The 22,565-nt window shown below is 73.4% G+C and carries 22 protein-coding genes; 9 read left to right on the top strand and 13 right to left on the bottom strand.

Features of this window, described 5'->3' with window-relative positions:
- Positions 1 to 7: 7 nt before the first annotated feature.
- The 5 genes from WN71_RS05185 to WN71_RS05165 form a co-directional block, all read right to left on the bottom strand.
- A complete protein-coding gene (locus tag WN71_RS05185) occupies positions 8 to 1,393 on the bottom strand; it encodes a S1 family peptidase (RefSeq protein ID WP_046587340.1) in 1,386 nt (461 codons plus the stop codon).
- Positions 1,394 to 1,490: 97 nt separating this feature from the next.
- The gene (locus WN71_RS05180) at positions 1,491 to 2,357 is read right to left on the bottom strand and encodes an SAM-dependent methyltransferase (RefSeq protein WP_046587424.1); all 867 of its coding nucleotides are present in this window, start codon (positions 2,355 to 2,357) and stop codon (positions 1,491 to 1,493) included.
- A gap of 98 nt (positions 2,358 to 2,455) precedes the next feature.
- On the bottom strand, positions 2,456 to 3,514 hold the full coding sequence (locus tag WN71_RS05175; RefSeq protein WP_240529563.1) for a hypothetical protein: 1,059 nt from the start codon (positions 3,512 to 3,514) through the stop codon (positions 2,456 to 2,458).
- Positions 3,515 to 3,591: 77 nt separating this feature from the next.
- Complete coding sequence (locus tag WN71_RS05170; protein WP_046587344.1) at positions 3,592 to 4,026, bottom strand: hypothetical protein; 435 nt, start codon at positions 4,024 to 4,026, stop codon at positions 3,592 to 3,594.
- Positions 4,027 to 4,134: 108 nt separating this feature from the next.
- Complete coding sequence (locus WN71_RS05165) at positions 4,135 to 4,974, bottom strand: LysR family transcriptional regulator (RefSeq protein WP_046587345.1); 840 nt, start codon at positions 4,972 to 4,974, stop codon at positions 4,135 to 4,137.
- Between the two features lie 111 nt (positions 4,975 to 5,085).
- Between WN71_RS05165 and WN71_RS05160 the strand changes: the two genes are divergently transcribed.
- From WN71_RS05160 to WN71_RS05140, 5 genes are all read left to right on the top strand, one after another.
- The gene (locus tag WN71_RS05160; protein WP_046587347.1) at positions 5,086 to 5,811 is read left to right on the top strand and encodes an SDR family oxidoreductase; all 726 of its coding nucleotides are present in this window, start codon (positions 5,086 to 5,088) and stop codon (positions 5,809 to 5,811) included.
- Between the two features lie 129 nt (positions 5,812 to 5,940).
- Complete coding sequence (locus WN71_RS05155; RefSeq protein WP_046587349.1) at positions 5,941 to 6,444, top strand: SRPBCC domain-containing protein; 504 nt, start codon at positions 5,941 to 5,943, stop codon at positions 6,442 to 6,444.
- Positions 6,441 to 6,785 (top strand): ArsR/SmtB family transcription factor, encoded by a 345-nt coding sequence (locus WN71_RS05150; protein WP_046587350.1) that lies wholly within the window; start codon positions 6,441 to 6,443, stop codon positions 6,783 to 6,785. Before WN71_RS05155 ends, WN71_RS05150 begins: the two co-directional genes overlap by 4 nt.
- 9 nt (positions 6,786 to 6,794) lie before the next feature.
- The gene (locus WN71_RS05145) at positions 6,795 to 7,232 is read left to right on the top strand and encodes an SRPBCC family protein (RefSeq protein ID WP_046587352.1); all 438 of its coding nucleotides are present in this window, start codon (positions 6,795 to 6,797) and stop codon (positions 7,230 to 7,232) included.
- Positions 7,233 to 7,382: 150 nt separating this feature from the next.
- Positions 7,383 to 10,376 carry a hypothetical protein gene (locus WN71_RS05140; protein ID WP_046587353.1) on the top strand — a complete coding sequence of 998 codons (2,994 nt, stop codon included), beginning with the start codon at positions 7,383 to 7,385 and terminating at the stop codon, positions 10,374 to 10,376.
- A 74-nt stretch (positions 10,377 to 10,450) separates the two neighbouring features.
- Here the strand turns inward: WN71_RS05140 and WN71_RS05135 are convergent, their stop codons facing one another.
- On the bottom strand, positions 10,451 to 11,191 hold the full coding sequence (locus WN71_RS05135) for a VOC family protein (RefSeq protein WP_046587355.1): 741 nt from the start codon (positions 11,189 to 11,191) through the stop codon (positions 10,451 to 10,453).
- Positions 11,192 to 11,293: 102 nt separating this feature from the next.
- Between WN71_RS05135 and WN71_RS05130 the strand changes: the two genes are divergently transcribed.
- On the top strand, positions 11,294 to 12,310 hold the full coding sequence (locus WN71_RS05130) for a DNA polymerase Y family protein (protein ID WP_046587356.1): 1,017 nt from the start codon (positions 11,294 to 11,296) through the stop codon (positions 12,308 to 12,310).
- Positions 12,311 to 12,416: 106 nt separating this feature from the next.
- Here the strand turns inward: WN71_RS05130 and WN71_RS05125 are convergent, their stop codons facing one another.
- Positions 12,417 to 13,112 carry a DUF899 domain-containing protein gene (locus WN71_RS05125; protein WP_046587358.1) on the bottom strand — a complete coding sequence of 232 codons (696 nt, stop codon included), beginning with the start codon at positions 13,110 to 13,112 and terminating at the stop codon, positions 12,417 to 12,419.
- 177 nt (positions 13,113 to 13,289) lie between these two features.
- Between WN71_RS05125 and WN71_RS05120 the strand changes: the two genes are divergently transcribed.
- Positions 13,290 to 13,676: a PPOX class F420-dependent oxidoreductase gene (locus WN71_RS05120; RefSeq protein ID WP_046587360.1), complete on the top strand. Its 387-nt coding sequence runs from the start codon at positions 13,290 to 13,292 to the stop codon at positions 13,674 to 13,676.
- A gap of 41 nt (positions 13,677 to 13,717) precedes the next feature.
- Positions 13,718 to 14,113, top strand: coding sequence for a hydroxyphenylacetyl-CoA thioesterase PaaI (paaI, locus tag WN71_RS05115; RefSeq protein ID WP_046587427.1), 396 nt, complete (start codon positions 13,718 to 13,720; stop codon positions 14,111 to 14,113).
- A 7-nt stretch (positions 14,114 to 14,120) separates the two neighbouring features.
- Here paaI and WN71_RS05110 read toward each other — a convergent pair whose 3' ends face one another.
- Positions 14,121 to 14,534, bottom strand: coding sequence for a Zn-ribbon domain-containing OB-fold protein (locus WN71_RS05110; protein WP_046587361.1), 414 nt, complete (start codon positions 14,532 to 14,534; stop codon positions 14,121 to 14,123).
- 170 nt (positions 14,535 to 14,704) lie between these two features.
- A complete protein-coding gene (locus WN71_RS05105) occupies positions 14,705 to 15,415 on the bottom strand; it encodes a TetR family transcriptional regulator (protein WP_046587362.1) in 711 nt (236 codons plus the stop codon).
- Between the two features lie 599 nt (positions 15,416 to 16,014).
- Here WN71_RS05105 and WN71_RS05100 point away from each other — a divergent pair.
- The gene (locus WN71_RS05100; RefSeq protein ID WP_420856451.1) at positions 16,015 to 16,521 is read left to right on the top strand and encodes a peptidoglycan-binding protein; all 507 of its coding nucleotides are present in this window, start codon (positions 16,015 to 16,017) and stop codon (positions 16,519 to 16,521) included.
- Positions 16,522 to 16,631: 110 nt separating this feature from the next.
- Here the strand turns inward: WN71_RS05100 and WN71_RS05095 are convergent, their stop codons facing one another.
- The 4 genes from WN71_RS05095 to WN71_RS05080 form a co-directional block, all read right to left on the bottom strand.
- The gene (locus WN71_RS05095; RefSeq protein ID WP_052743079.1) at positions 16,632 to 18,791 is read right to left on the bottom strand and encodes a PP2C family protein-serine/threonine phosphatase; all 2,160 of its coding nucleotides are present in this window, start codon (positions 18,789 to 18,791) and stop codon (positions 16,632 to 16,634) included.
- A 124-nt stretch (positions 18,792 to 18,915) separates the two neighbouring features.
- Complete coding sequence (locus WN71_RS05090) at positions 18,916 to 19,296, bottom strand: hypothetical protein (protein ID WP_206300017.1); 381 nt, start codon at positions 19,294 to 19,296, stop codon at positions 18,916 to 18,918.
- Positions 19,297 to 19,764: 468 nt separating this feature from the next.
- Positions 19,765 to 20,688, bottom strand: coding sequence for a MurR/RpiR family transcriptional regulator (locus tag WN71_RS05085; RefSeq protein ID WP_046587366.1), 924 nt, complete (start codon positions 20,686 to 20,688; stop codon positions 19,765 to 19,767).
- A 157-nt stretch (positions 20,689 to 20,845) separates the two neighbouring features.
- Positions 20,846 to 22,501, bottom strand: a complete 1,656-nt coding sequence (locus WN71_RS05080; RefSeq protein WP_420856456.1) for a phospholipid carrier-dependent glycosyltransferase — start codon at positions 22,499 to 22,501, stop codon at positions 20,846 to 20,848.
- Positions 22,502 to 22,565 lie beyond the last annotated feature (64 nt).

Raw genomic sequence — 22,565 nt, 5'->3', positions numbered from 1 at the left:
GCCGGGATCATCCCCACGTCGTCGAGTAGTGGCGGCGGTAGGCGTTGCGGTCCGCTTCCGCGCGGATCCAGCGCGTCGCCACCAGCGCGATGAGGCTGCCCGCGATCACCAGCAGGCCCGGGGCGACCGTGTTGGTGTCGGTGAGCCGGGACAGCAGCGACTCGCCCGAGTCCGTGCTCGTCACCGGGGCCGAGGAGCCCGGGTTCGCGGCGCTCGGCGCGATCGCGCTGCGGGTGGCCGAACTGGACGGCGTCGCGGACGGCGCCGCCGACTGCGCGTTCGCGCCCTGCGTCGACACGAGAAGCTTCACGCCCAGCGTCTGCACCGCCTGGGTCACCGGCTGGAAGAACGTCGTACCGCCCGCGGTGCAGTCGCCGCTGCCGCCGGACGTCACCCCGAGCGCGATCCCGTCGGAGAACAGCGGCCCGCCGCTGTCCCCGGGCTCCGCGCACACGTTGGTCTGGATGAGCCCGGTCACCGTGCCCTCGGGGTAGTTCACGGTGGCGTTGAGCCCGGTGACCTCGCCGTCGTGCAGCCCGCTGGTGCTGCCGCTGCGGAACACCTTCTCCCCGACGGTGGCGTCGCCGAGTCCCGTGATCCGGATACCGCTGCCGCCGCCGATGGCGACGACGTCGGCGCCGTCGCCGGCCTTGCCCGACGCGTACTGCACGAGCGAGAAGTCACTGCCCGGGAAGGTGTCCTCGACCGTGGTGCCGAGCTGCTGGTCGCCCTTGCTGTCGGCGAACCAGATGGACCCCTTCGGCCCGCAGTGCCCGGCCGTCAGGATGAAGTCGGTGGTCCCGTCGGTGACGTTGAACCCCGCCGAGCAGCGGCCGTTGGTGGACAGGATCGGCTGGGCGCCGTTGAGCCGGGTGGTGAAGGTGCCCTTGGCGCGCTGCATCTCGACGAACGAGCCGATGCTGGTGGCGACCTGCTTCATGTCCGACCAGTCGGAGGCGGAGACCGTGCTGTCGGCCTCGACCACCACACGGTTGGTCCGGTAGTCCATGATCCAGGCGGTGCCCGCCACGCGCGGCGCCGAACGCAGCGTCGCGGCGGCCGACTTGAGCTCGTTCATGCTGTGGCTGACCATCTTCGGCTCGGCGCCGGCCGCGCGCACGGTGGCCGCGGCGGCCGAGTCGGTGACCGCGACGACCGTCTTGCCGTCGGCGCCGATCCAGTTGCCCGCCGTCCGGGCCGTTCCGAGCTTCGCCACCAGGCTCGCACCCGGGTCCTCCGCGGAACCGGTCGACCCGCGCAGCACGGTCGCGCCGGTGCGCGGAGCCTCGTCGGCCATGGCCGCCTGGGCGGCCATCGCTCCGCCGAGGAGGATCCCGCCGACGGCCGCCAGCCGTGTCACTCGCCGGACGACCCGTCGTCGTGCGTGCCTCATAGGTGGCTCCCCAACCCCGAACACTCGGTCTCAACACCGCGGGGCGCTCCGGTCATCGAGTGCCCTGCTTCTCATACGGAGCCCGGCCGGGGGATGTTCAGACGGACGGCGATCTTCGCGTGCCTGTGCCGGGGCTGTGCCGCGCCGGTCCGCAGGGCTTGCGTCCCACCCCGCCGTGGAGGGCGACCTGCCGCGACGGCTCGGTGTCGTCCGTGGGGTCCGGGCGCCAGCGCGGGCACGACACGACGCCCGGTTCCAGGAGTTCGAGCCCGTCGAAGAACCGGGCCACCTCCGCGGGCGTGCGCTGGGTGAGCCACGGGGTGCCGTGCGCGTTCCAGTACTGTACGGCCGCGTCGACCTCGGGCAGTTCCGGATCGGTGATGGTGTGCGTCAGCACGAGATGGCTGCCGGCGGGTAGCGCGTCCAGCAACTGCCGTACGATCCCGTGCGCGTCCTCCTCCGCTCGCAGGAAGACGACGACGCTGAGCAGCAGCAGGGCGACGGGCCGGGTGAAGTCCAGTGTGGCGGCGGCCCGTTCGAGGATCGTGGTGGTGTCCCGCAGATCCGCGTCGATGTGGTCGGTCGCGCCCTCGGGGGTGCTGGTGAGCAGGGCGCGGGCGTGCGCGAGGACCAGCGGGTCGTTGTCGACGTAGACGATCCGCGCGTCCGGAGCGAGCCGTTGGGCCACCTCGTGGGTGTTGTCGGCGGTCGGCAGCCCGGTGCCGATGTCGAGGAACTGGCGTATCCCCGCGTCCGTCACGAGATGGCGCACGGCGCGGCCCAGGAACTGCCGGTCGGCGCGGGCGTAGGCGGCGATGCCGGGGTGCAGTTCGTGGATCCGCTCACCGGCGCGCCGGTCGACCTCGTAGTAGTCCCCGCCGCCCAGCCAGTAGTTCCACACCCGCGCCGAGTGAGCTCTCGTGGTGTCGATGAGGGGGCGCGGCGAGAAGCCGACGCCGTCCATGGCCGGGGAGTTCTCGGACGACACGGGATCAGCTCCTGGGAGTGCCTGAGGAACGTGTGGCTGGGGGGTCAACAGGCAATGTAAAGGCTTGAGTTGACCTACGCCACGTGTCCGGTCAGGTCGGTCGGCGGGCCGAGCCGGGACCAGCTCGGCGCGTCGGCCCACAGGGAGCTCCCGCCGACGTAGGGGCGCAGCAGCGTGGTGCGGGCCGGGTCCCCGCGCCCGGCCAGCGCGTCGGAGGCGATGCTGCGGGCGATCCCGGCGAGGAAGTCGGCGACCTGCACGCGCGCGTCCAGCCGCGAGTGCACGAGCCGGAACCCGGCCAGCGCGATGCCCTCGCGCCGGGCCGACTCCTCGATCCAGGCGATCCGGTCGGGGGTCAGCATGTTCTGCCGGTCGTGCACCAGCGACACCGCCCGGCCGCCCGCGCCCCAGTGGGCGGCGGTGCGCAGGATCGCGGGGAACAGCGGATTGAGCACGGGCATCGGCACCGGTGCCGCCAGCAGCCGCACCCGGGTCGCCTCCCACCGCTCCCGCGCGCTCCCGATCCGCGTCAACACCTCCGCCAGACCCGTCCCGGCCCGCGCGAGCGCCCGCGCCTCGCCGACCAGCCGGAAGAACGCATCCGTGCGGTCGGCGGCCTCACCCGCCGGCGCGGGCACCCCGTTGACCCGCACCCGCAGCAGCCGATTGGCCGCCTCCAGGAACCCCCGCCACCGCTGCGGACCGAGCGCGCGGGGCCCGTCCCGGAACAGGACGAGCGCGGCGCCGGGAATCGGCGCCGCGGCCGGGGCCGGATGTGCAGCTGCGCTCGGGTCGTCCCCGAGCAGCAGCCCCACCGTCCGCTCCACGACGAGGAACGCCTTGTCCGTCAGATGCACATGGGCCCGTCCGTGCAGCGGCCCGGCGGGGGAGAGCAGCCACTCCAGCACCGCCCGGTGCTTCTCCCGCAGCAGATGGTTCGCCTTGTACTCCTCGGCGGGCGACCGGATCCGGTCCCGTGCCTCCTGGACACACGCGGCGGCGTCCTCGGTGGTCAGCCGGACACTGGCGTGGGCGAAGACGTCGGTGTTGCCGCCCAGCAGGTTCTCGCCGTCGGACCCGGACTCGTCACACCCGACCTCGACCGCCCCACCCCACCCGGATTCCCCGCCCACCACCACCGCCCCTGCCCGGCCCGCCTGCGGACAGGGTCCCTCACGGGGGTGGCGTACGGGAACCGAATATGTGCGGGCTACCGCCCGTCGCCGTCCGGACGCGTCGGCGGCGGCGGAGTCGTGAAGGAGAGGCCCGAGAAGTCGCGGCCCTGGAGGACCGGGCCGTGCTGGGTGCCGCCGCTGATGGTGTTGTGGACCTCGCCGTCGCCGGTGCGGACCAGTTTCGCCTGTTCGTGCCACTGCTGGAGGCCCGTGTGGAAGTCGGGGTCGAGGGCCGCGCGGACCGCGAGGGCGGTGCTGAGGGCCTGTGCGCGGGCCGGGTCGGCGGGTGCCTGGGTCAGTGCCGCGAGTTCGATCTCCCCCGAACTGATCGAGCGGGCGTGGGAGTTGTCCTTGGCGCGGCGGAACGGGAGCCGTACCAGCGTGCTCAATTTCGCCCAGACCTGCCGGCCCATCTCGCCCCCGGCGCCGCCCGCGAGCGCTGCCAGAAGCCCCACCGATACCGGATCCATCTCGATCGCCCCCGTCGTGCATGACTGTGCATCAGGTGAGGGACACAGTACGAAAAGTCACCGTTCCATGTAAGCCATTCGGACATTCCTGATTCCGGTTCGGGTTCCTCACACGCCCAGCGCGGTCCGCACGAGGTGTGCGAGGGCCGGGGAGCGGCTCTGTGGGGGCCAGGCGATGACCGTCGTGACGGTCGGGGCGTCGGACACCGTGACCGTCGCGTGCTGCTCGTGGAGATGAGTGCGGGCGGACTCCGGCACGATCGCGCAGGCCCGCCCGAGGGCGATCAGCTGCATGAGCTGGACGCTGTCGCGGACCTGCGGCCCGGGGCCGTCCGGATAGCCGCCGTCGAGGTCGGGCCAGCGCGGCAGTGGCAGGTCCGGCAGCGCGGCGATCTCGGCCGTGGTGACGTCCCGGCGGCCGCTCAGCGGGTGCCCGGCGGGCAGGACGACGACCTGCCGCTCCTCGGCCAGCACCTCGGTGTCCAGCCCCGCCGTCGAGTCGAACGGCCGGTGCAGCAGCGCCACGTCCGCCCGCCCGTCCCGCAGCACCCGCTCCTGCTCGCCGGGCCCGCACAGCAGCACGTCGACGGGGACCGCGTCCGGCTCGGCGGCGTACGCGGCGAGCAGCTTCGCCAGCAGCTCGCTGGAAGCGCCCGCCTTCGTGGCGAGGACGAGCCCGGGACGGGCGGCCGCGGCCCGGCGGGTACGGCGCTCCGCGGCCTCGATCCCCGCCAGCGCGGCCCGCCCCTCGCGCAGCAGCACCCGGCCGGCCTCCGTGAGCCGCACGCCCCGGCTGTCCCGCTCCAGCAACCGTGCCCCGAGCCGCCGTTCGAGCTGCTGGATCGCCCGCGACAGCGGCGGCTGCGCGATCCGCAGCCGCTCGGCGGCCCGCCCGAAGTGCAACTCCTCCGCGACGGCGACGAAGTAGCGCAGTTCCCGTGTCTCCACCTCTCCACGCTACTCCTCGGCCCGGCCGACCAGGGTCGATACCCGCACGGTATGGCCGCCCACCCGATCGGTCCTGGCCCGTGCCGCCACCGCCCGCGCAGGATCGGAGACATGACCGAACAGACCATCGCGCTGGTGACCGGCGCGAACAAGGGCATCGGATACGAGATCGCGGCCGGGCTCGGCGCCCTCGGCTGGAGCGTCGGCGTCGGCGCCCGCGACGACCGGCGCCGCGAGGCCGCCGTGGAGAAGCTGCGCGCGGCGGGCGCGGACGCGTTCGGCGTGCCGCTCGACGTCACCGACGACGCGAGCGTCACCGCCGCGGCCGAGCTGATCGAGGCGCGCGCCGGTCGGCTCGACGTGCTCGTCAACAACGCCGGCATCACCGGCGGCGCGCCGCAGGAGCCCACCCTGGTGGACCCCGCGACGATCAGGGCGGTCGTCGAGACGAACGTCATCGGCGTCATCCGCACGACCAACGCGCTGCTGCCGCTGCTGCGCCGCTCGCCGTCGCCGCGGATCGTGAACATGTCGAGCAGCGTCGGGTCGCTCGCGCTGCAGAGCGCACCCGGCGCCGGGGTCGGGCCGATCGCCGTGGCGTACGCGCCCTCGAAGTCGTTCCTGAACGCCGTCACCCTCCAGTACGCCAGGGAACTGAGCGACACGAAGATCCTGATCAACGCGGGCTGCCCCGGGTACTGCGCCACCGACCTCAACGGCCACCGCGGCCTGCGCACCCCCGAGCAGGGCGCGGCGATCGCGCTCCGCCTCGCCACGCTGCCCGACGACGGGCCCACCGGCTCCTTCTTCGACGACGCCGGGGTGGTGCCCTGGTGAGGCGGGGCCCCGGCGTCCTCGTGGCCGCCGGGGCCGTACCGCCGTAGACGCGCAACTTTTGGTTGCGTATGGCTCGCGGGTCGGCTACCGTTACATGCAACCGATGGTTGCGAAAGGCGGGTGCCGGCCATGGAGTCGGAGCACGGGAGCGCGGAGTACGGCAGCATCGAGCGCGAGCTGCATGTCGACGCCTCGCCCGAGGTGGTGTTCGAGGTGCTCAGCAAGCCCGAGTACATCCGGGACTGGTGGAGCGCGGAGAACGACGTCGAGCCCACCGCCGGTGCGACCGGCCGGCTGACCTGGACGGACGAGGGCGGCGGCGAGAGCAAGTCCGAGCCGTTCACGGTCGTCGAGGCCGACCCGCCGCGGACGTTCTCGTTCCGCTGGACGTACGACGAGTCGCGGACCGGCGGCGCCGGAACGCCGGCCGGACCCGGCAACTCGTTGCTCGTGACCTTCGAGCTCGTCCCGTCGGGGGAGGGGACCACGGTCCGCTTCCGTGAGACGGGCTACCGCGAGCGCGGCTGGGAGGCCGCCCTGCTGGAGGCGTACTACAACGACCACCGGCAGGGCTGGGACTTCTACCTGGCACGCCTGGCCGCGTGCGCGGACCGGCTGGCGGCCACGCGATGAGCGCCGCCGTCGACGACGACCTGTGGTCCGCGATAGGTGACCCGACGCGGCGCCGCATGATCGACCTGCTGCTGGCCGAGGGGCAGGGGACCGCGACGACCCTGAGCGCGCACCTGCCGGTGACCAGGCAGGCGGTGACCAAGCACCTGGCCGTGCTCGACCGGGCCGGACTCGTCCGGTCCGCGCCCGCCGGACGCGAGAAGCGCTACCACGTGGACGAAGCCCAACTCGCCCGAGCCGTCGCCCAGTTGCGGGCTGTCGGCGCGCTGTGGGACGCCCGTCTGGAGCGCATCAAGAGCCTCGCCGAGGCGATCCAACGAGCCAAGAACGCGAAGAAGTGAGGGATCGAGATGGTGGACATCCTGCACCGGGTCGGCATCACCGCGACACCGGACAAGGTCTACGAGGCGCTCACCACGGTCGACGGCCTGGCCGCGTGGTGGACGACCGACACCACGGGCAGCGCCGACGACGTACTGAAGTTCCGCTTCAGTGACGTCGGCGGCTTCGACATGAAGGTCCTCGACCTGCGGCCGGACACCCGCGTGCGGTGGGAGGTCGTCGACGGCCCGCAGGAGTGGATCGGGACGACGGTGACCTTCGACCTGACCCGGGACGGCGAGTGGACCATCGTCCTCTTCGCCCACGAGGGCTGGCGCGAGCCGGTCGAGTTCATGAACCACTGCACCACCAAGTGGGCCCTGTTCCTGATGAGCCTGAAGTCGCTGGTGGAGACCGGCGCCGGCGCACCCCACCCGCACGACGTACGCATCAGCAACTGGCACTGAGGAAAGGGGAGTTCGGGACGCCGCGAGCGCCACGCGAGTCATCCGCGTCGGCGCTCGCGGCGCGGCGCTGCCGCCCGCCCCGACCTGCGCGGATGTGCCCCAGGTCCGTATGCGATGATCCCGGCCACATGTCCGGGAGAAAGCGGTCGCATGCCCACACACTCGCGTCACCTCGTCCTGTCCGCGGCCGTGGCCGGCACGCTGATGCTCACCGGCTCGATCGCGCTGCTCCCCGCCGCCGCCGCGGCCGCCGACACCGGCGTGACGGCCTCCCTGCCGGCCCGCACCACCTCCGTACCGGCGGCCGACCAGGTCTCGGGATCGGGACAGACGGTCGTCTGGCGGCAGACGACCTCCGCCGACCGGCTCCCGCACGGCTGGCTCTCCGTGGCGGGCGGCGCCGCGCAGGACCTCGGAGCACTGGCCGACACCGACGAGGGCGTCGGCGTCGACGCGGTGTCCGTGCAGGGTTCGGTGGTCGCGACCGCCACCTCGGCCAACCCCAACGGCGCCCTGGCCGACCACGTCACCCTCCGCCACCTCGACACCGGCACCCAGGAGACGCTCGCGGTCGCCTACGACGCCTCCGGCGACGCGCCCGACGAGCGCTACCGGGCCCAGGCCGGCGACGGCATCCTCGTCCAACAGGCCTACTACGACGACCAGTCGCAGTACCGCGTGCGCCTCGTGCTGCGCACCTCCGACGGCGACCGCACCCTGCTGTCCGACGACGAGCAGGACGAGGTGCTCGCCTCCGACGCCGACGGCGCGCTGGTCCGGCGACGGACCGCGCCCTCCTGGGACTACCGGATCGTCTACGTCGACTTCGCCACCGGCGCCACGGTCACCGTCGCCGAGCCCGACTCCGAAGCGCTGCCGCAGGGACTGGAGTTCACCCCCACCCACGTCGGCGTCATCGACGGCGCGACCCTGACCGAGTGGCGGCGGTCCGCGCCCGGACAGGACCCGGCGACCGTCGCCCTCCCCACCGACAAGGCCCGTTGGATCAGCGACGACACCCTGGCCTGGTACGTGTGGAGCGCCGACGGCAACGAGCTGTACGCCATGTCCCGGGACGGCTCCACCGCCTCCGCGGACGACCTCGGCGGCACGTTCCGCGACATATCCGTGGGCGACGACGGCCGGATGCGCGCCTCGCTGTACCGGCCGGACAAGGACGCGGCCGTCCAGACCCTCGTCGACGGCCGGGTCTCCCGCGCCGACGGCGACGCGACGACGATCCCCGCCGGCCAGGCGCGCCTGGACGCCCTGGCCCTGTCCGGCGGCACCCTCTACACCGCCGACGACTCCTCCCGCGCCACCGGCGTCCTGCTCTCCTCCCGGCTCACCGCCGGCCCCTCGGGAGCCGCCGCGACCACGCCGTCCCGGGTCCTGGCCTACGGCACCGGCACCGTGCACCAGACGCTCGCCGCCGCGGGCGACCGCGTGCTGGTCGAGCAGGGCGACGCCTACCAGGTCTACGACAACGGGACCTTGACCGGCGTGCCCCTGGCGCTGGGCGACACCTCGGCCGACCACGTCATGGACTTCGACGGCGAGCACTTCCTGCTCTCGGACAAGACGACCGTGAACAACGGCACCCTGCTGCTCTACACCGTGGCCACCGGCGCGTCCTCGCGCGTCCCGGCGGGCTCGGCCCTGGACGGCGGCGCCCTCTACACCTCCGTGAAGGACGGCACCTCCCTCTGGTCCATCCGCCGCACCGATCTCGCGACCGACACGACGACGACCGTCACCACCGTGGACTGCCTGCCCGGAAGCCTTCAAGTGCGGGGTTCGTGGGTGCTCGTGACCACGTGCGGGGCCACCTCCCAGCAGGGGCTGCTGATCAGGACGGGCAGCACCACCAGCCGTACGACGGTGGACGCCTCCGTGCGGACCCCCGTCCTCGGCACGGGCGTCCTCTACACCTTCACCAAGGGCACAGGCGCGGACGTCACCCTGAACGCACGGGTCCTCGACGTGGCCGGGGCCACCGCGCGCCCGCTGTTCACCCTGCCCTCGAAGGCGAACAGCGCCGCCGCCGAGCGCTGGGCCGTCGACCGTGAGGCGCCGTGGGCCGCCTGGACGGACGACGACGGCGTCACCCACGCCGTCTGGGCGGGCACCCCCTCCCGGACCTCCGCCGCCGCGTCGGTCCCGGCCGGTTTCAGCCCCAACGGCGACGGTTCCTCCGACACCTGGGCGCCGACCTGGACGTACGACCGGCCGGTGAACTGGACACTGACCGTCAAGTCCGGCAGCACCACGGTGCGCACGCTGACCGGGACCGCCGCGGGCGGCAAGGTCGCCCCCGTCTGGAACGGCAAGAACACCGCGGGCGCGTCGGCCGCCGAGGGCGGCTACACCTGGACGCTCGCGGTCACGGACACGGTGACGGGCGAGCCCGCCGCCGGTCTCGGCGGCACGGTCGTCCTGCGCCGGACCGCCCCCGTCGCGTCCGTCACCGCACCGACCCTGGCCAGTGACGGCTCGTCCAGCGCGACGATCCCCGTCAGCTGGGCGGCGAAGACGACGGGCGTGACGTCGTACGACATCGGCTGGCGGGTCGCCACCCGCGACAGCAAGGGCACCTGGACGCTCGGTCCGCTCCAGACCTGGCGCACCCGCACCACGGCCAAGTCGGCGGTGTTCGGCGCCTCCGGCAGCCCGGTCGCGCCGAAGGCCGGTCTGACCTACCGCTTCTACGCGCGCGCCCACGACGACGCCGGTCAGACCGGGGCGTGGAGCGCGGTGGCGGCGACCGGCGTGCCGTACGACGACCGGTCCTCCGTGCTCGCGTACAAGGGGACCTGGACGTCGGCGTCCGTGGCGTCGGCCTGGGCCAAGACCGAGCGCGTGTCCGCCGCGAAGGGCGCCACGGTGTCCTTCACCGCCGCCGGCACGAAGCTGAGGATCGTGGCGACCCGCAGGTCGAACGGCGGTCGTTTCGCGGTGGTCGTCGACGGGGTCACCGTGGGCACGGTGAACACCTACGCCTCGACGACGGGCTACCGGAAGGTGGTGTTCACGTACACGCTCGGTACGAAGATCGCCTCCCACAAGGTGCAGTTGAAGGTGCTGTCCGGCAGCACGCCGGGCCGATCCACCGTGCACCTGGACGCCATCATGGTCACCCGCTGACCTGTTGAGCCGTTGACCCGTTCAGCCCCTGACGCCGGCCCGAGACCCGGGACGGCATCAGGGGCTGAGCAGTGTCAGAGCAGGGGCAGCACGCAGAACTCGTGGCCCTCCGGGTCCGTGAGGCAGGTCCACGGGACGTCGCCCTGGCCGAGGTCGAGGTCGGCGGCGCCGAGTTCACGCAGCCGGGCCACCTCCGCGGCCCCGTCGTCACCGGCGTACGGCAGCAGGTCCAGATGGACGCGGTCCGGCACGGTCTTCCCGCCGGGCCGCCGGAGGAACTCGAGATACGGGCCGACACCCCGGGCGGAACGCAACACCGCCTGGTCCTCGGTGACTTCGTGGAGGGTCCAGTCCAGCGCCGCGCCCCAGAACGCGGCCATCCGGTGCGGGTCCACGCTGTCGACCACCACCGCGGCGATCGGTCCGGTGTCCAGGTACCTCTCCCGCGGCTCCAGCACGCAGAACTCGTTGCCCTCCGGGTCGGCGAGGACCGTCCAAGGTACGTCGCCCTGGCCCACGTCGGCGGGCGTGGCGCCGCGCGCCGCCAGGCGTGCGACCAGCTCCGTCCGATGGGCCGCGGAGGTGGTCGCGAGATCCAGGTGCACCCGGTTCTTCGTCGTCGTCTTCGGTTCCGGGACGGGGACGAAGTCGATGCCCAGGGCGACCGGGTCCGGCCAGACCGGGCCGCCCGGCGGGCCGACGTAGGTGGTCACGCCGGGCTGGTAGGCGCTCCAGCCGAGCGCCTCCGCCCAGAACCGGCCGAGCGCCGGGCAGTCGAGGGCCTTGATGTTCACGTGCACCGGTCGCAGGGGCATGGCGGCGATCCTAACGATCCACGATCGAAGGCGGCCGTACCGCTTCACACTCGCGTGTTCGATTATTTGTTCGATAACGTGGTGGGGGAGGAGGTGCAGGTGATGCGGACGCAGACGATCGGGCGCGGGCCGGGCGGCCCGGGTGTGGTGATGCATGTGCGCTGCCCGGACCGGGTGCCTGAGGAGGCCTACCGGCAGGTGCTCGAGCAGCTCGCGGAGCTGTCCGCGGTGGTGCAGGCGCTGCCGCCCACCGCGGCGCTGGCGGAGCTGAGGGGCGCCCTGCGCTATCACGGCAGCGAGGCGCGCCGGCTGGGAGAGGTGCTGCGGGTGCGGACCATCTCCCGGCTCGGCGTGGACGTACGGGTCGGGATCGGCCCGACGATCACCGTCGCCGCCACCGCCTCCGGCCAGGTGCCCGCCCCGGGCGGCGTGATCGCCGTGGCGCCCGGGCAGGCAGAGCGGTGGCTCGCCCCGCTTCCGGTCGAGGACCTGCACGGCATCGGGCCCCGTCAGGCGGCCGCCCTGCACGACTACGGCATCCGTCACGTCGGCATGCTGGCCTCGGTCCCGGCCCAGACCGTGCAGCGCCTGCTCGGCGGCAGGGCCGGGCGGCTGGCCTCCGACCGGGCCCGCGGGCTCGACCCGCGACCCGTGGTGCCCCGCGCGCTGCCCGCGACCGCGACCGTGGGCCGGTCCTTCGACCGGCACACCCTCGACGGGGCCGCCGTACGCGCCGGGCTGCTGGAGCTGGTGGTCCGGCTCGGCGCCCGGCTGCGGGGCCGGCGGCAGGCCGCCCGCGCGCTCACCCTGACCCTCACCTTCGCCGGGGGCGCTTCCTGGGAGAAGACCCGGCGGCTGACCGAGCCCTCCGGGCACGACGAGGATCTACGGCGCCTGGCCTACCAGTTGATGGACGCCGCCGGACTCCAGCGCGGCCGCCTGACCGGGCTGGCGCTGAAGGGCGAGGACCTGGTCGACGCCGGGCAGGTGGCCCGGCAGCTCAGCCTGGACACCGCCCGCGAGGCCCGCCTGGTCGCGGAGGCCGCCGTCGACCGGGTCCGCGAGAAGTTCGGCACCGGGGTCATCGGACCGGCCGCCGTGCACCGGAGGGCCTCTTGAGGACGTCGACCACCGCCTGCCCGGTCACGCCCGTTCAGCACTCACCCGTTCACACCCGCCGCCCGGTCGACGGCTGCCCGGTCGACGGCCGCCCGCTCGTCGGCCGTCAGTCCGCGCCGGACCCCTCGCCGTAGGCCGCGGCGATGTCCTTCGACGACGCCCAGCGGCTGCCGGTCGGCGACTGCGGCCAGCCGTCGGGGGAGTCCTGCCACTGCTCCTGCCGCCCGTACGGCAGCAGGTCGATCAGCGCGAAGCTGTGGCTCAGCTGCTCGGTGCCGCGGCCGTCGGAGTGCCAGGTGCGGTGGACGGTGTCGCCGTCGCGCAGGAAGACGTTGACCGCGTAACCGCCGCCGGGCGGGGCGCCGACATCGGCCCCGAAGGGGCTGTTCGCCGTGGAGTACCAGGTCATCCGGTTGCCGACCCGCCTGCGGTAGGCGAGCGCCTCGTCGATGGGGCCCTGGGTGACGACGACGAACCGGGCGTCGTAGGCGTCCAGGAACTCCAGCCGGGTGAACTGGGAGGTGAACCCGGTGCACCCCGGGCAGTGCCACTCCTGTCCCTCGAACCACATGTGGTGGTAGGTGATCAGCTGGCGGCGGTCCTCGAAGACGTCCGCCAGTCGCACGGGTCCGTCCTCGCCCTCCAGGACGTAGTCCGGCAGCTCGACCATCGGCAGACGGCGGCGCTCGGCCGCGATGGCGTCCAGTTCCCGTGTCGCGGCCTTCTCCCGGACACGGAGTTCCTGGAGCCTCTCCTGCCAGGTGGCCTCGTCGACGACGGGCGGTAGTGCGTCGGTGGTCATGTTCCCCTCGCAAGCTCGTACGTTCTTCCGGTGCAGAGGCAGACCGGTGCGGGGCGGGAAACTCATCGGTCGAGGGGTGAGGGGTGAGGGGTGAGGGGTGACGGTCGGGGGTCGAGGGTCGAAGGGGCGAGGGGTGAGGGCTGAGGGAAGGCGGGGGTTCGCGCCTACACTGCCGTCATGGACGAGTCGCCGCACGAGCAGTTGGCCAACGGGAAGTATCTGCTGGTCACCACCTACCGCAAGAACGGGACCACCGTCGCCACCCCGGTGTGGGTGGTGGGGGACGGGGAACATCTCGGCGTGTGGACCGTCGCCGACTCGTGGAAGGTCAAGCGGATCCGCAACCGGTCCGACGTCCTGGTCGGGCCCTGCGACGTGCGCGGCAACCCCACCGGCCCGCAGGTGCCGGCCACCGCGGAGATCCGTGACGCGGCCGGTGCGGCGCTCTACCGCCAGCTGATCGCCCGCAAGTACGGCATCGTCGGCCGGCTGACGCTGTTCGGCAGCCGGCTGCGCCGCGGCGTCGACGGGACGGTCGGGATCCGTATCACTCTCACGCCGTGACCGGCGACGGCGAGGAGGCGGGACGCGCCGCCGCCCGGCGGATGTTCGAGGACGACGCGGCGGCCCGCGGGTTGGGCGTCGAGGCGCTCGAACTCGGGCCGGGACGGGCGGTGTTGCGGATGACGGTGACGACCGCGATGGTCAACGGGCACGGCACCGCGCACGGCGGCTATGTCTTCCTGCTGGCCGACGCCGCCTTCGCCTGCGCGTGCAACAGCCATGGCCCGGCCACCGTCGCCGCGGCCGCCGACATCGACTTCGTCGCCCCGGCCCGCGAGGGTGACGTACTGACGGCGGAGGCCACCGAACGCACCCGCTACGGCCGCAACGGCGTCTACGACGTCACCGTACGGCGCGGCGACGAGGTGATCGCGGAGTTCCGCGGCCGCAGCCGCGCGCTGCGGGGCGTCGGCAGGGCTGCGAAGAAAGAGAATTGAGCGACCGTCAGGTCCAGGCGCGGAACGGCTCGTCCACGAGCTGGAAGACCGGCTCGCCGCGCACCGGGTCCTTCGCGGTGGACAGCCGCACCCGGTCGCCGCTGTGGATGCCGATCGGCGGACCCATCACCCGGCCCCGGACGACGAACCCCTCGGCCATCTCGATCAGCGAAACGTTGCGCGCGGCAGGGGTGTTGCGGTGCACCACGGTGGAGTGGCGGACCGTGCCCGTGCCCTGGCTGCGCTCGGTGCGCAGGTCGCTGCACTGGCAGACCGGACACAGCAGGCGGTGGTACATGGCGGTGCCGCACCAGGTGCAGCGCTGGTAGGCGATGGCCGCCCCGTTCGAGCCCTCGGTGTCGAGGACGCCCGTCGCGGAGCCGGCGATCGCATGAGCGGCAGTTCCTGAGTGGTGGTACACGCTGGTCAACTCCTCGCACTTCGGCCGGAATCCCGCGTGCCGTCCCCTGGAGCGGACACGCCCGCGCCCGGTGTCCGTGCCACCGCGCACAGCGACAGCGTATGGCACTCGGTGTCACGCGTAAAGGCACTGCGTACCCTCAATTTGCGGGAGGCCGCGCGCGGGTGCGCTCAGGCGCGGCCCAGGGCCGATTCGACCTCCTGGACGACCCGCCACAGCGGGGCGTCGCGGCGCGCGACGACCACCACCACGTCCTCCGCCTGCGGCGCCGCGACCCGCGGCGACTCGTCTTGCCCGAACGCCGACTGCACATAGCCGAGCGCGTGGTCGACCGCCGTCCCGGCGTCGCCCTCGCCGTCCGAACGCAGCCACGACCGCAGGGCGTTGTTGTGCGCCGCGACCACGGCGGCGGCGATCACGTCGGCCCGCAGGATGCCGTCCCGCCGCCCGGCGAAGCGGGCGCGCAGATAGTCGGCGAGGGCCCGCTCGTAGCGCCACACCACGGACAGCTCGTACGCGCGCAGTCCGGGCACCTGCTTGGTGAGGCGGTAGCGCTGCACGGAGAACGTCGGGTTCTCGGCGTACATCCGCAGCACCAGCCGGGCCGCGTCGCAGACCCGCTGCACCGGCTCGTGGCCCGGCTCGCTCACGGACAGGAAGGCGGTCATGTCCGCGAGGCAGCGCTCGTGGTCGGGGAAGACCACGTCCTCCTTGGAGGGGAAGTAGCGGAAGAACGACCGCCGGCCGACCCCGGCCAGCGCCACGATGTCGTCGACCGTGGTCTGCTCGTAGCCGCGTTCCAGGAACAGCCGGAAGGCCGCCGCGACGAGGGCGTCGCGCATCGGCGGCTTGGCGGACTGTGCGGCACTGCTGGAGCTCATGGACGCGAACGTAGCATCCGCACCCAGGTCAGTGGCACTCAGTGCACAGTTGAGAGGGAACTGAGTGCACCATCCTGGCACGGTCCCACGGGCGCTGAACCTGGCGCGCCCCTGTCACGTATCAGACGGCGCACGCCCGTCACCGCCTGCCCGCCCGCACGGGACGGAAGGAGAGCGCAGTGCCGACACCTGCCGAACCGGGGCAGCCGCAGGACCGCCCGCACGAGCGGCCGGTCCTGGAACCCATCCGCGTCATCAGGCCGCGCCGCACGGACGCGCTGGCGGAACTGATGAAGGACCTGCCGCCGCCGGGCGGGTACGACGACTCCGACCCGGCGCCACCGCCCGCGGCGGCCGCACCCCCAGCTCCGCCGTCCTCGTCGGCCCGGCCGTCCGAACGGCCGCGGATGGCCGAGGCGTTCCGCCGGCCGGCGGAGCGACGGCCCCGCCCCTCCCAGCCGTTCGGGGCGCCGCGGGGACCGGATCCGTCGCACTCGTTCGCGGCGCCGGAGCGATCCCGGCCGTCGCCGTCGCCGAGTTCGAGGCCGAGCCCGAGGCCGAGCCCGAGGCCGGGTCCGTCGTCGCCGCTGAGCGCGTCGATGCGGTCGCACGACTTCGAGGACGACACGCAGGAGCTGCCGCCCGTCGGCGACGGGCCCGACCGCGCGGACGCCGGGGCGGGCCGGCCCTTCGGCTTCGGACCCGGACTGCGCCGCGCCGCCGTCGCGGTCGCCGTCACCGCCGCGGCCCTCGTCGGGTTCGGTTGCGCGCTGCTGCTGCCCGGCCGCGGCGAGGCCGCCACCCCCCAGCCCTCGCACCCGGCCACCACGCCGGCGGCCGCACCGGCCGGGGCCACCGACCCCGACGGCCCCGGCACCCTGCGCGAGGGCGACAGCGGCAAGGAGGTGACCGAACTGGAGCAGCGCCTGCTCCGCATCCCCGACGTCTACCCGAACGGCTCCACCGCCGGCCGCTACGACGCCCAACTCACCGCGGCCGTGGCCCGGTTCCAGCTCTGGTACGGCATCCGCGGCGACGAGAACGGCGTGTACGGCAACGACACCCGCGAGGCGCTGGAGTCCCGTACGACACTCGACGCGACCTGACCGCGGCCCACGCCCGCGTGGGCGGTTTGAATCCGGTGCCGGTGCCGGTGCCGGACCCGGACCCCGCGCCCGCCAGCCGAGCGGGACGGCGGGCCCCGGACACCGTCGCACTACGGGGCCGGGGCTGCCGCGGACTCCTCCGGCACCCGGATGTCCAGCACGCACACGTCGTCCCGCCGTTCGCCCTCGAGCAGCGCCGACAGCAGCGCGGCCATCGGGGCCGGTCCCGCGTCGCGCTCCGCGACCACGGCCTCCGTCAGGCGCGCGAGCCCGATGTCGAGGCCCTCCCCGGGCCGCTCGACCAGACCGTCGGTGTAGAGCAGCACCCGGTCACCGGGTTCGAGCAGGCATTCCGCCTCCTTGAACCGCGGCTCCGCGCACGCGCCGAGCAGCATCCCCGTCGGCCGGTCGAGGAAGCGCGCCCGGCCCCGGCGCAGCAGCAAGGGCGGCGGGTGGCCGGCCTGGGCCCACACCAGCCGCCGTTCGGCGGGGGAGTAGCGGGCCATGACGAGGGTCGCGGTGGCGTGGGTGTCGCGGGAGTGCAGCAGCAGCCGGTTGAGCCGGTCCAGCGCCCCGGTCAGCGAGGACCCGGTGATGACCATGCCCTTGGCGGTGAAGCGGAGCTGCGCCATCGTGGCGACCGCGTCCACCCCGTGTCCCGCGACGTCGCCGACGACGAACAGGGCCTCGTCGGAGGGAAGTTCTATGGCGCTGAACCAGTCGCCGCCGACGTGGACGCCCGACTGGGCGGGCAGGTAGGCGACTTCGACCCGCAGCCCGGCGAGCCGGACCGGCCTGCTCGGCAGCGGCAGCAGCGCGTGCTGGAGGCGGGCGGCCAGGGCCCGTTCGGCCTGGAGCACGCCGTGCTGCGTGAGGATCGCGCGTTCGCTCTCCACCAGGGCGAGTTCGGCCCGGCGCAGGGTGGTGAGGTTCTGGACGAAGCCGTGCACCTCGACCGGCGTGCCCGTGGCGTCGGACACCGCCTCGGCGACGGCCCGCAGATGCCGTACGCCGTTGACCGCCCGGATCCGTATCGGCATGTCGAACGGCTTGCCGTCGCGCACCAGCGCGGTGACGGCACGGGACAGGGCCGGCGCGTCGTCGGGCAGCACCAGTTCCGGCAGCCGCTCCAGGGGGAGCGGGCCGTCCGCCGGGTCGCGGTCGAAGACGGTGAAGACCTGGGGCGACCAGGTGATCTCTCCGGTGGCGAGGTTCCAGCCGGCCCAGCCGAGGTTGGCGAGCCGCTGCACGTCGGACAGCCGCTGCTCGAGCAGGTCCGCGTGGTCGTGGCGGAGCCACGTGACCACGAGCCGTTCGCCGAGCCGCGTGGCCCGCACCGAGTACGTCGCGGTCCGCGGCACCCCGTCCACGACCTCGTGGTACGCGAACGGCTCGCCCGCGTACGGCTCTCCGGTGGCCAGGGTGTGCAGACAGCCCCGCCACAGCGGCTCGCCGGCGAGGGTGGGGTGGCACTCCAGAATGCGCAGGCCGACCAGTTCGCGGCCGGTGCGGCCGAGGATGTCGACGGCCTGCGCGGTCGCGGAGTCGATCCGGTAGTCCTCGACCTCGCCGGACTCCGCGCGCAGGGGAGTCATCAGGATCACCGCGCCGGGCAGGGCGTCGAACACCGCTTGTACGTCCCCGGGTACCTCGCCGGCCCTGTCGGCGCCGGGCGCCTCGTCGGCCTTGTCGTCCCCGGGCACCTCGTCGGCCTTGTCGTCGCCCGGCAGGTCGAGGGCGCGCAGCCGTCCCGCGCAGAGCCGGGCGACCGCCCGCAGGAAGTCCCGCTGGCGCGGGGTGAACGGACCGTCGCAGGCGCGCAGGACGCCGAGCGCGACCGAGGCGTGGTCGCCGGACGACAGCGACAGCGGCAGCCAGGCGCGGCTGCGCCAGTGCTGTCGGGGGTCGGTGATGAGGTGGTAGCGCTTGCGGTCCTCGTCGAGGTGCTCCAGCCAGCGTGGCTCGTGCGCGTCGAGCGCCTCGGACGCGGCGATCCCGCTCACCGGCGGCACCTGGCGCCACTGCGCGGCGAGCGTGCCGTCCACGCCGGCCCGCCCGATCAGTGCGAGGCCGCCGGCCGGCGGGCGGCGGTAGAGCAGTACGGCGTCGGCACGCACGGCGGGGGCGAGGTGCTCCAGCAGACAGTGCGCGAGGGCCTGCGGCGAGTCCGCCCGGAGCAGCGCCTTGCCGAGCAGCTCGAGCGCCTCGGAGTCGCCGTCCGGCTCGGGGGCGGGGGCGGTCTCCGCGGGGGCCGCGGGATCACTCGTCACGCGATGAGCATCGCACATCGGGCGTGCTCCGATCAGAGCCCTGTGCGACCCCTTTTTTTCACCCGGGACGCGAGGGCCGCGAGGTGCGCGGCGAGCCGTTGCCCAGTGCTTGGCGGGCCGCCGCTCAGCGCCCGGCGCCGTGAGCCGCCAGCGCCTCGGTGACGGCGCGGACGCTGCGCGCGATGTGCTGGAGCTGGAGCACCTCGGCGGCGTACAGCTTGATCGTGTGCTCGATCACCGATTCGGGCATCCCCAGCCGGGGCAGTTCGGCGCGCGCGGTCTGGAGCGCGGTGCGGGCCACCCGGATCTCGTTCTGCACCTGGATCTGCGCATGGCGGGCGAGCAGCACGGGGTGGCGGATGAACGCGGGATAGCTGGCGTAGCGGGCCGGTACCAGCTCGCGCAGCCACTTGGTGGCCGAGCGCTCCCAGTCGTAGCTGCCCGGTGCCTTGACCTGACAGGGCCAGTCGGGGCTGGTGCGCGGGGTCGTCAGTTGCATGATCATCGCTTCCGGTGTGCGGCGTCGAGGGGGTGGTCCGACGGGTCGTGGGGCGGTCCCGGCCTAGGGGATGGCCGGGACCGCCCGTGAGCGGGGCGCTCGCTCAGGGCGAGGCCCCGGCGAACACCCCGGGCGCCGACGTGGGTAGGGGACGGCGGCTGGGGGTGTCCGTGCGGGTGCCCCTCGGCGGACGGCGTCTGCGCTGCGGATGGTGCGAGGGGCGCATGGGCGGTCCGTCGGCTTTCTGGGGCGTGTGCGAGCGGTGCTTCAGGTGCGGCGGAGCGGGCCCGAGGTGGTCGGGAGGCGATCCGTGAGCAGTATTTATATATGCCGTTCGATTGGCAAGGCGTATGAAAACATTCATGCGGGATTTACGCTGAATGATCCGCTTCTGTAAGCGGTGTGAAGGCGTGGGAGAAGCGTGGGAGGAGGGGTGCGCACAGGGTGAGGGCGCGAGAACCGCGGCCGAGAACGTCAGTCCTTCATGAAGAACTGGTGCTGCTCCGCGAGCTGCTCGTACTCCTCCAGCCGGGCCCAGGTGCGCTCGGGATCCGCGTCCGTCATGGCCTGGAGCAGGGCGGCGGCCATCATGTTGGGCGCCGCGTAGGAGTCGAAGACCAGGCGCGAGCCGGTCCCGGTGGCGAAGGTGACGTCGGCCTCGTCGGCCAGCGGGCCGAGGGCGAGGTCGGTGATGAGCGCGACCCGCATCCCGGCGCCGCGCGCCACCCGCAGCGCGGTGAGCGTCTCGTGGTGGTGGCGCGGCATCCCGAACGCCAGCACCCAGGTCCCGCCCGCCTCGTGGGCCTGGAGCAGGGCGTCGTACGCCACGCTGCCGCCGTAGGTGATGAGCCGGACGTCGGGGTGGATGCGGCGGGCGGCGTAGGCGAAGTACTCGGCGAGCGTCACGGAGATGCGCAGGCCGAGCACGGTCAGCGGGCTCGACTGGGACAGCTCGCGGCCGACCCGGATCACCCGGTCCGGATCGGCGAAGTCCCGCCGCAGGTTCTCCAGATTGGCGATCTCGGCGTCGACGGCGGCCTGGAGTTCGTTGCTGCGGTTGGCCTCGGCGACACCGGGGCCGCCCGCGAGCGTGCCGAGCGCGATGGCCTGGAGCTTCTCCCGCAGCGCCGGGTAGCCGCTGAAGCCCACGGCGGCGGCGAACCGCGTCACCGAGGGCTGGCTGACGCCCACCCGGTCCGCGAGGTCGGTGATCGACAGGAAGGCGGCCTCGGTGATGTGCTCGATCAGGTACTGGGCGATACGGCGCTGCCCCGGTGAGAGGTGCGGCCCGTCGAACATCTCACGGAGCTGCGACGTGGGGGCGGCCTCCGCCTCCGGAGCGGTCTTCCCCGAGGTGATCGCGGACGCCTGCGCGCGCGCCTGCTGCGGCGACGGCACGGACGCGTTTCCTTTGTCTCCCACGATGACTCAACATAGCTCACGCACCTCGGTGACCAGGGCTCGCGTGCGGCCGACATACCTTGCGCGGGACGTACGGCGAGGACGTACGGCGAGGACGTACGGCGAGCGCCCCCGCAGACGTTCGAGGCGTCCGTCACCGCCGGTAGATCGTGATCGAGTGCCCCACCTCGTCCACCGCGCGGCTGCTGTGGATCAACTGGGCGAGTTCTCCCCGGGCCTTGGCGACGGCGGAGTCCGAGACCACGAGCAGCCCGTGCACCTCGCCCGGTGGCGCGGTCCGCGGATCCGCCGCGTGGATGCCGTAGTACGACGGCACCCCGCTGCCCTTGTACACGAGCCACACCCGCTCGCCGGGATAGCGCTCGTGCAGCCGGTCCGCGAGCCTGCCGAGGTCCTGGCCCCAGTCGACGTTGGAGTCGTGCAGCCGCAGATGGGTCTTCGTCGGCCCGCCGAACGCCTCGTTGGAGTACGGCAGATAGTAGGGGTACGTCAGCAGCGAGCTGACCGCGACGAACAGCACCAGGGCGCCCGTCACCGGCCCCGTCCACCGCCGACGCGCCGTCAGCACACAGCCGGCCGCCACCGCGAGGAACATCGGCAGGAAGATCGCGTACCGGGTGCCGAAGTCCCGCGAGCCGGTCATCGCGGCCGCCAGCAGCACGCCCGCCGGGAGCAGCACGTACGGCGCCGCGGGCCGCGACCGCCGTACCGCCACCAGCGCCACCGACCCGGCTGCCCACAGCGCGAGCATCCCGAGCGGCGTCTTCACCAGCAGCGCGGCCGGCAGGTAGTACCAGCGGTGGCCGGTGTACAGATGCCCGAACAGATAGCCCTGCCACGGGTAGTTCTCCAGCCCGAACTGGATGCGCATGCCCTCCCGGTAGGACGCGGGGAAGGGCAGCAGGTCCACCATGCGCGCCCGCAGCCCGTGCACGGCGGGCACCGGCCCGCTGGACACCGTGCGCAGATGCGGATCGACCGCGAGATACGACGCCCATACGACCGCCACCGCGACGGCCGCCATGACGCCCGCCCACAGCAGCCCCAGGCCCAGGACCCGGAGCCGCCCCGCCGCCCGCCCGTCCCCGGCCGGGGACGTGCGCGCCGGGTCCCCGGCCGGGATCGGCCCCGCTGCGGCCTCGGCCGGGATCGGCCCCGCCGCGGCCTCGGCGCTCACCCGCCCGGTCGTCCCGCCCCGCCGTGCGCTCCACACCGACACCACCGCGAGCCCCAGCAGCACGGGAACCGCGGGCAGGCTGCTCATCTTCGTGGCGAGCGCGGCTCCCAGCGCGGCCCCGGCGAGCGGCAGGCACCGCCTGGGACGGCGCCGCCCGCGCCACACCAGCCGGGCCGAGGTCAGCAGGAACCCGGCCGCCGGCACGTCGAGCGTGGCCAGCGAGCCCTGAGCGATCACGTCCGGCGAGAAGGCGTACAGCGCGAGCGCCACGAGAGCGCCCACGTCGCCCGCCAGGTCCCGGGCGAACGCGAACACCACCAGCCCGAACAGCAGCGTCAGCACGATCATCGGCAGCCGCGCCCACAGCATCAGCCGCCACGGGTCGTTGCCGGACTCGTACAGTAGATGCCGCCCCACCTGACTCTGGTCCCCGGTGAAGGACGCGTCGAAGTGCGGATGCGCGAGCGCCACCCCGGCCGCGACGACCAGCTTGCCCAGCGGCGGGTGCTCGGGGTTGTAGCGCAGGCTGTGCTCGTGCAGATAGACGGCGGCCGTGCCGACGTACACCGGCTCGTCGATGGTGGGGGTCTGCTCCACGGCCGTCGTCACCATCGCCGCGGCCATCTGCCCGAGCAGCAGGGCCACCAGCAGCGGCACCAGCCACCGCCGCCGTCCG

The sequence above is a fragment of the Streptomyces mangrovisoli genome (assembly GCF_000974985.2).
Lineage (GTDB): Bacteria > Actinomycetota > Actinomycetes > Streptomycetales > Streptomycetaceae > Streptomyces > Streptomyces mangrovisoli.
The sequence above is the reverse complement of the archived record's forward strand: the minus strand, read 5'-3'. Positions and strand labels throughout refer to the sequence as shown.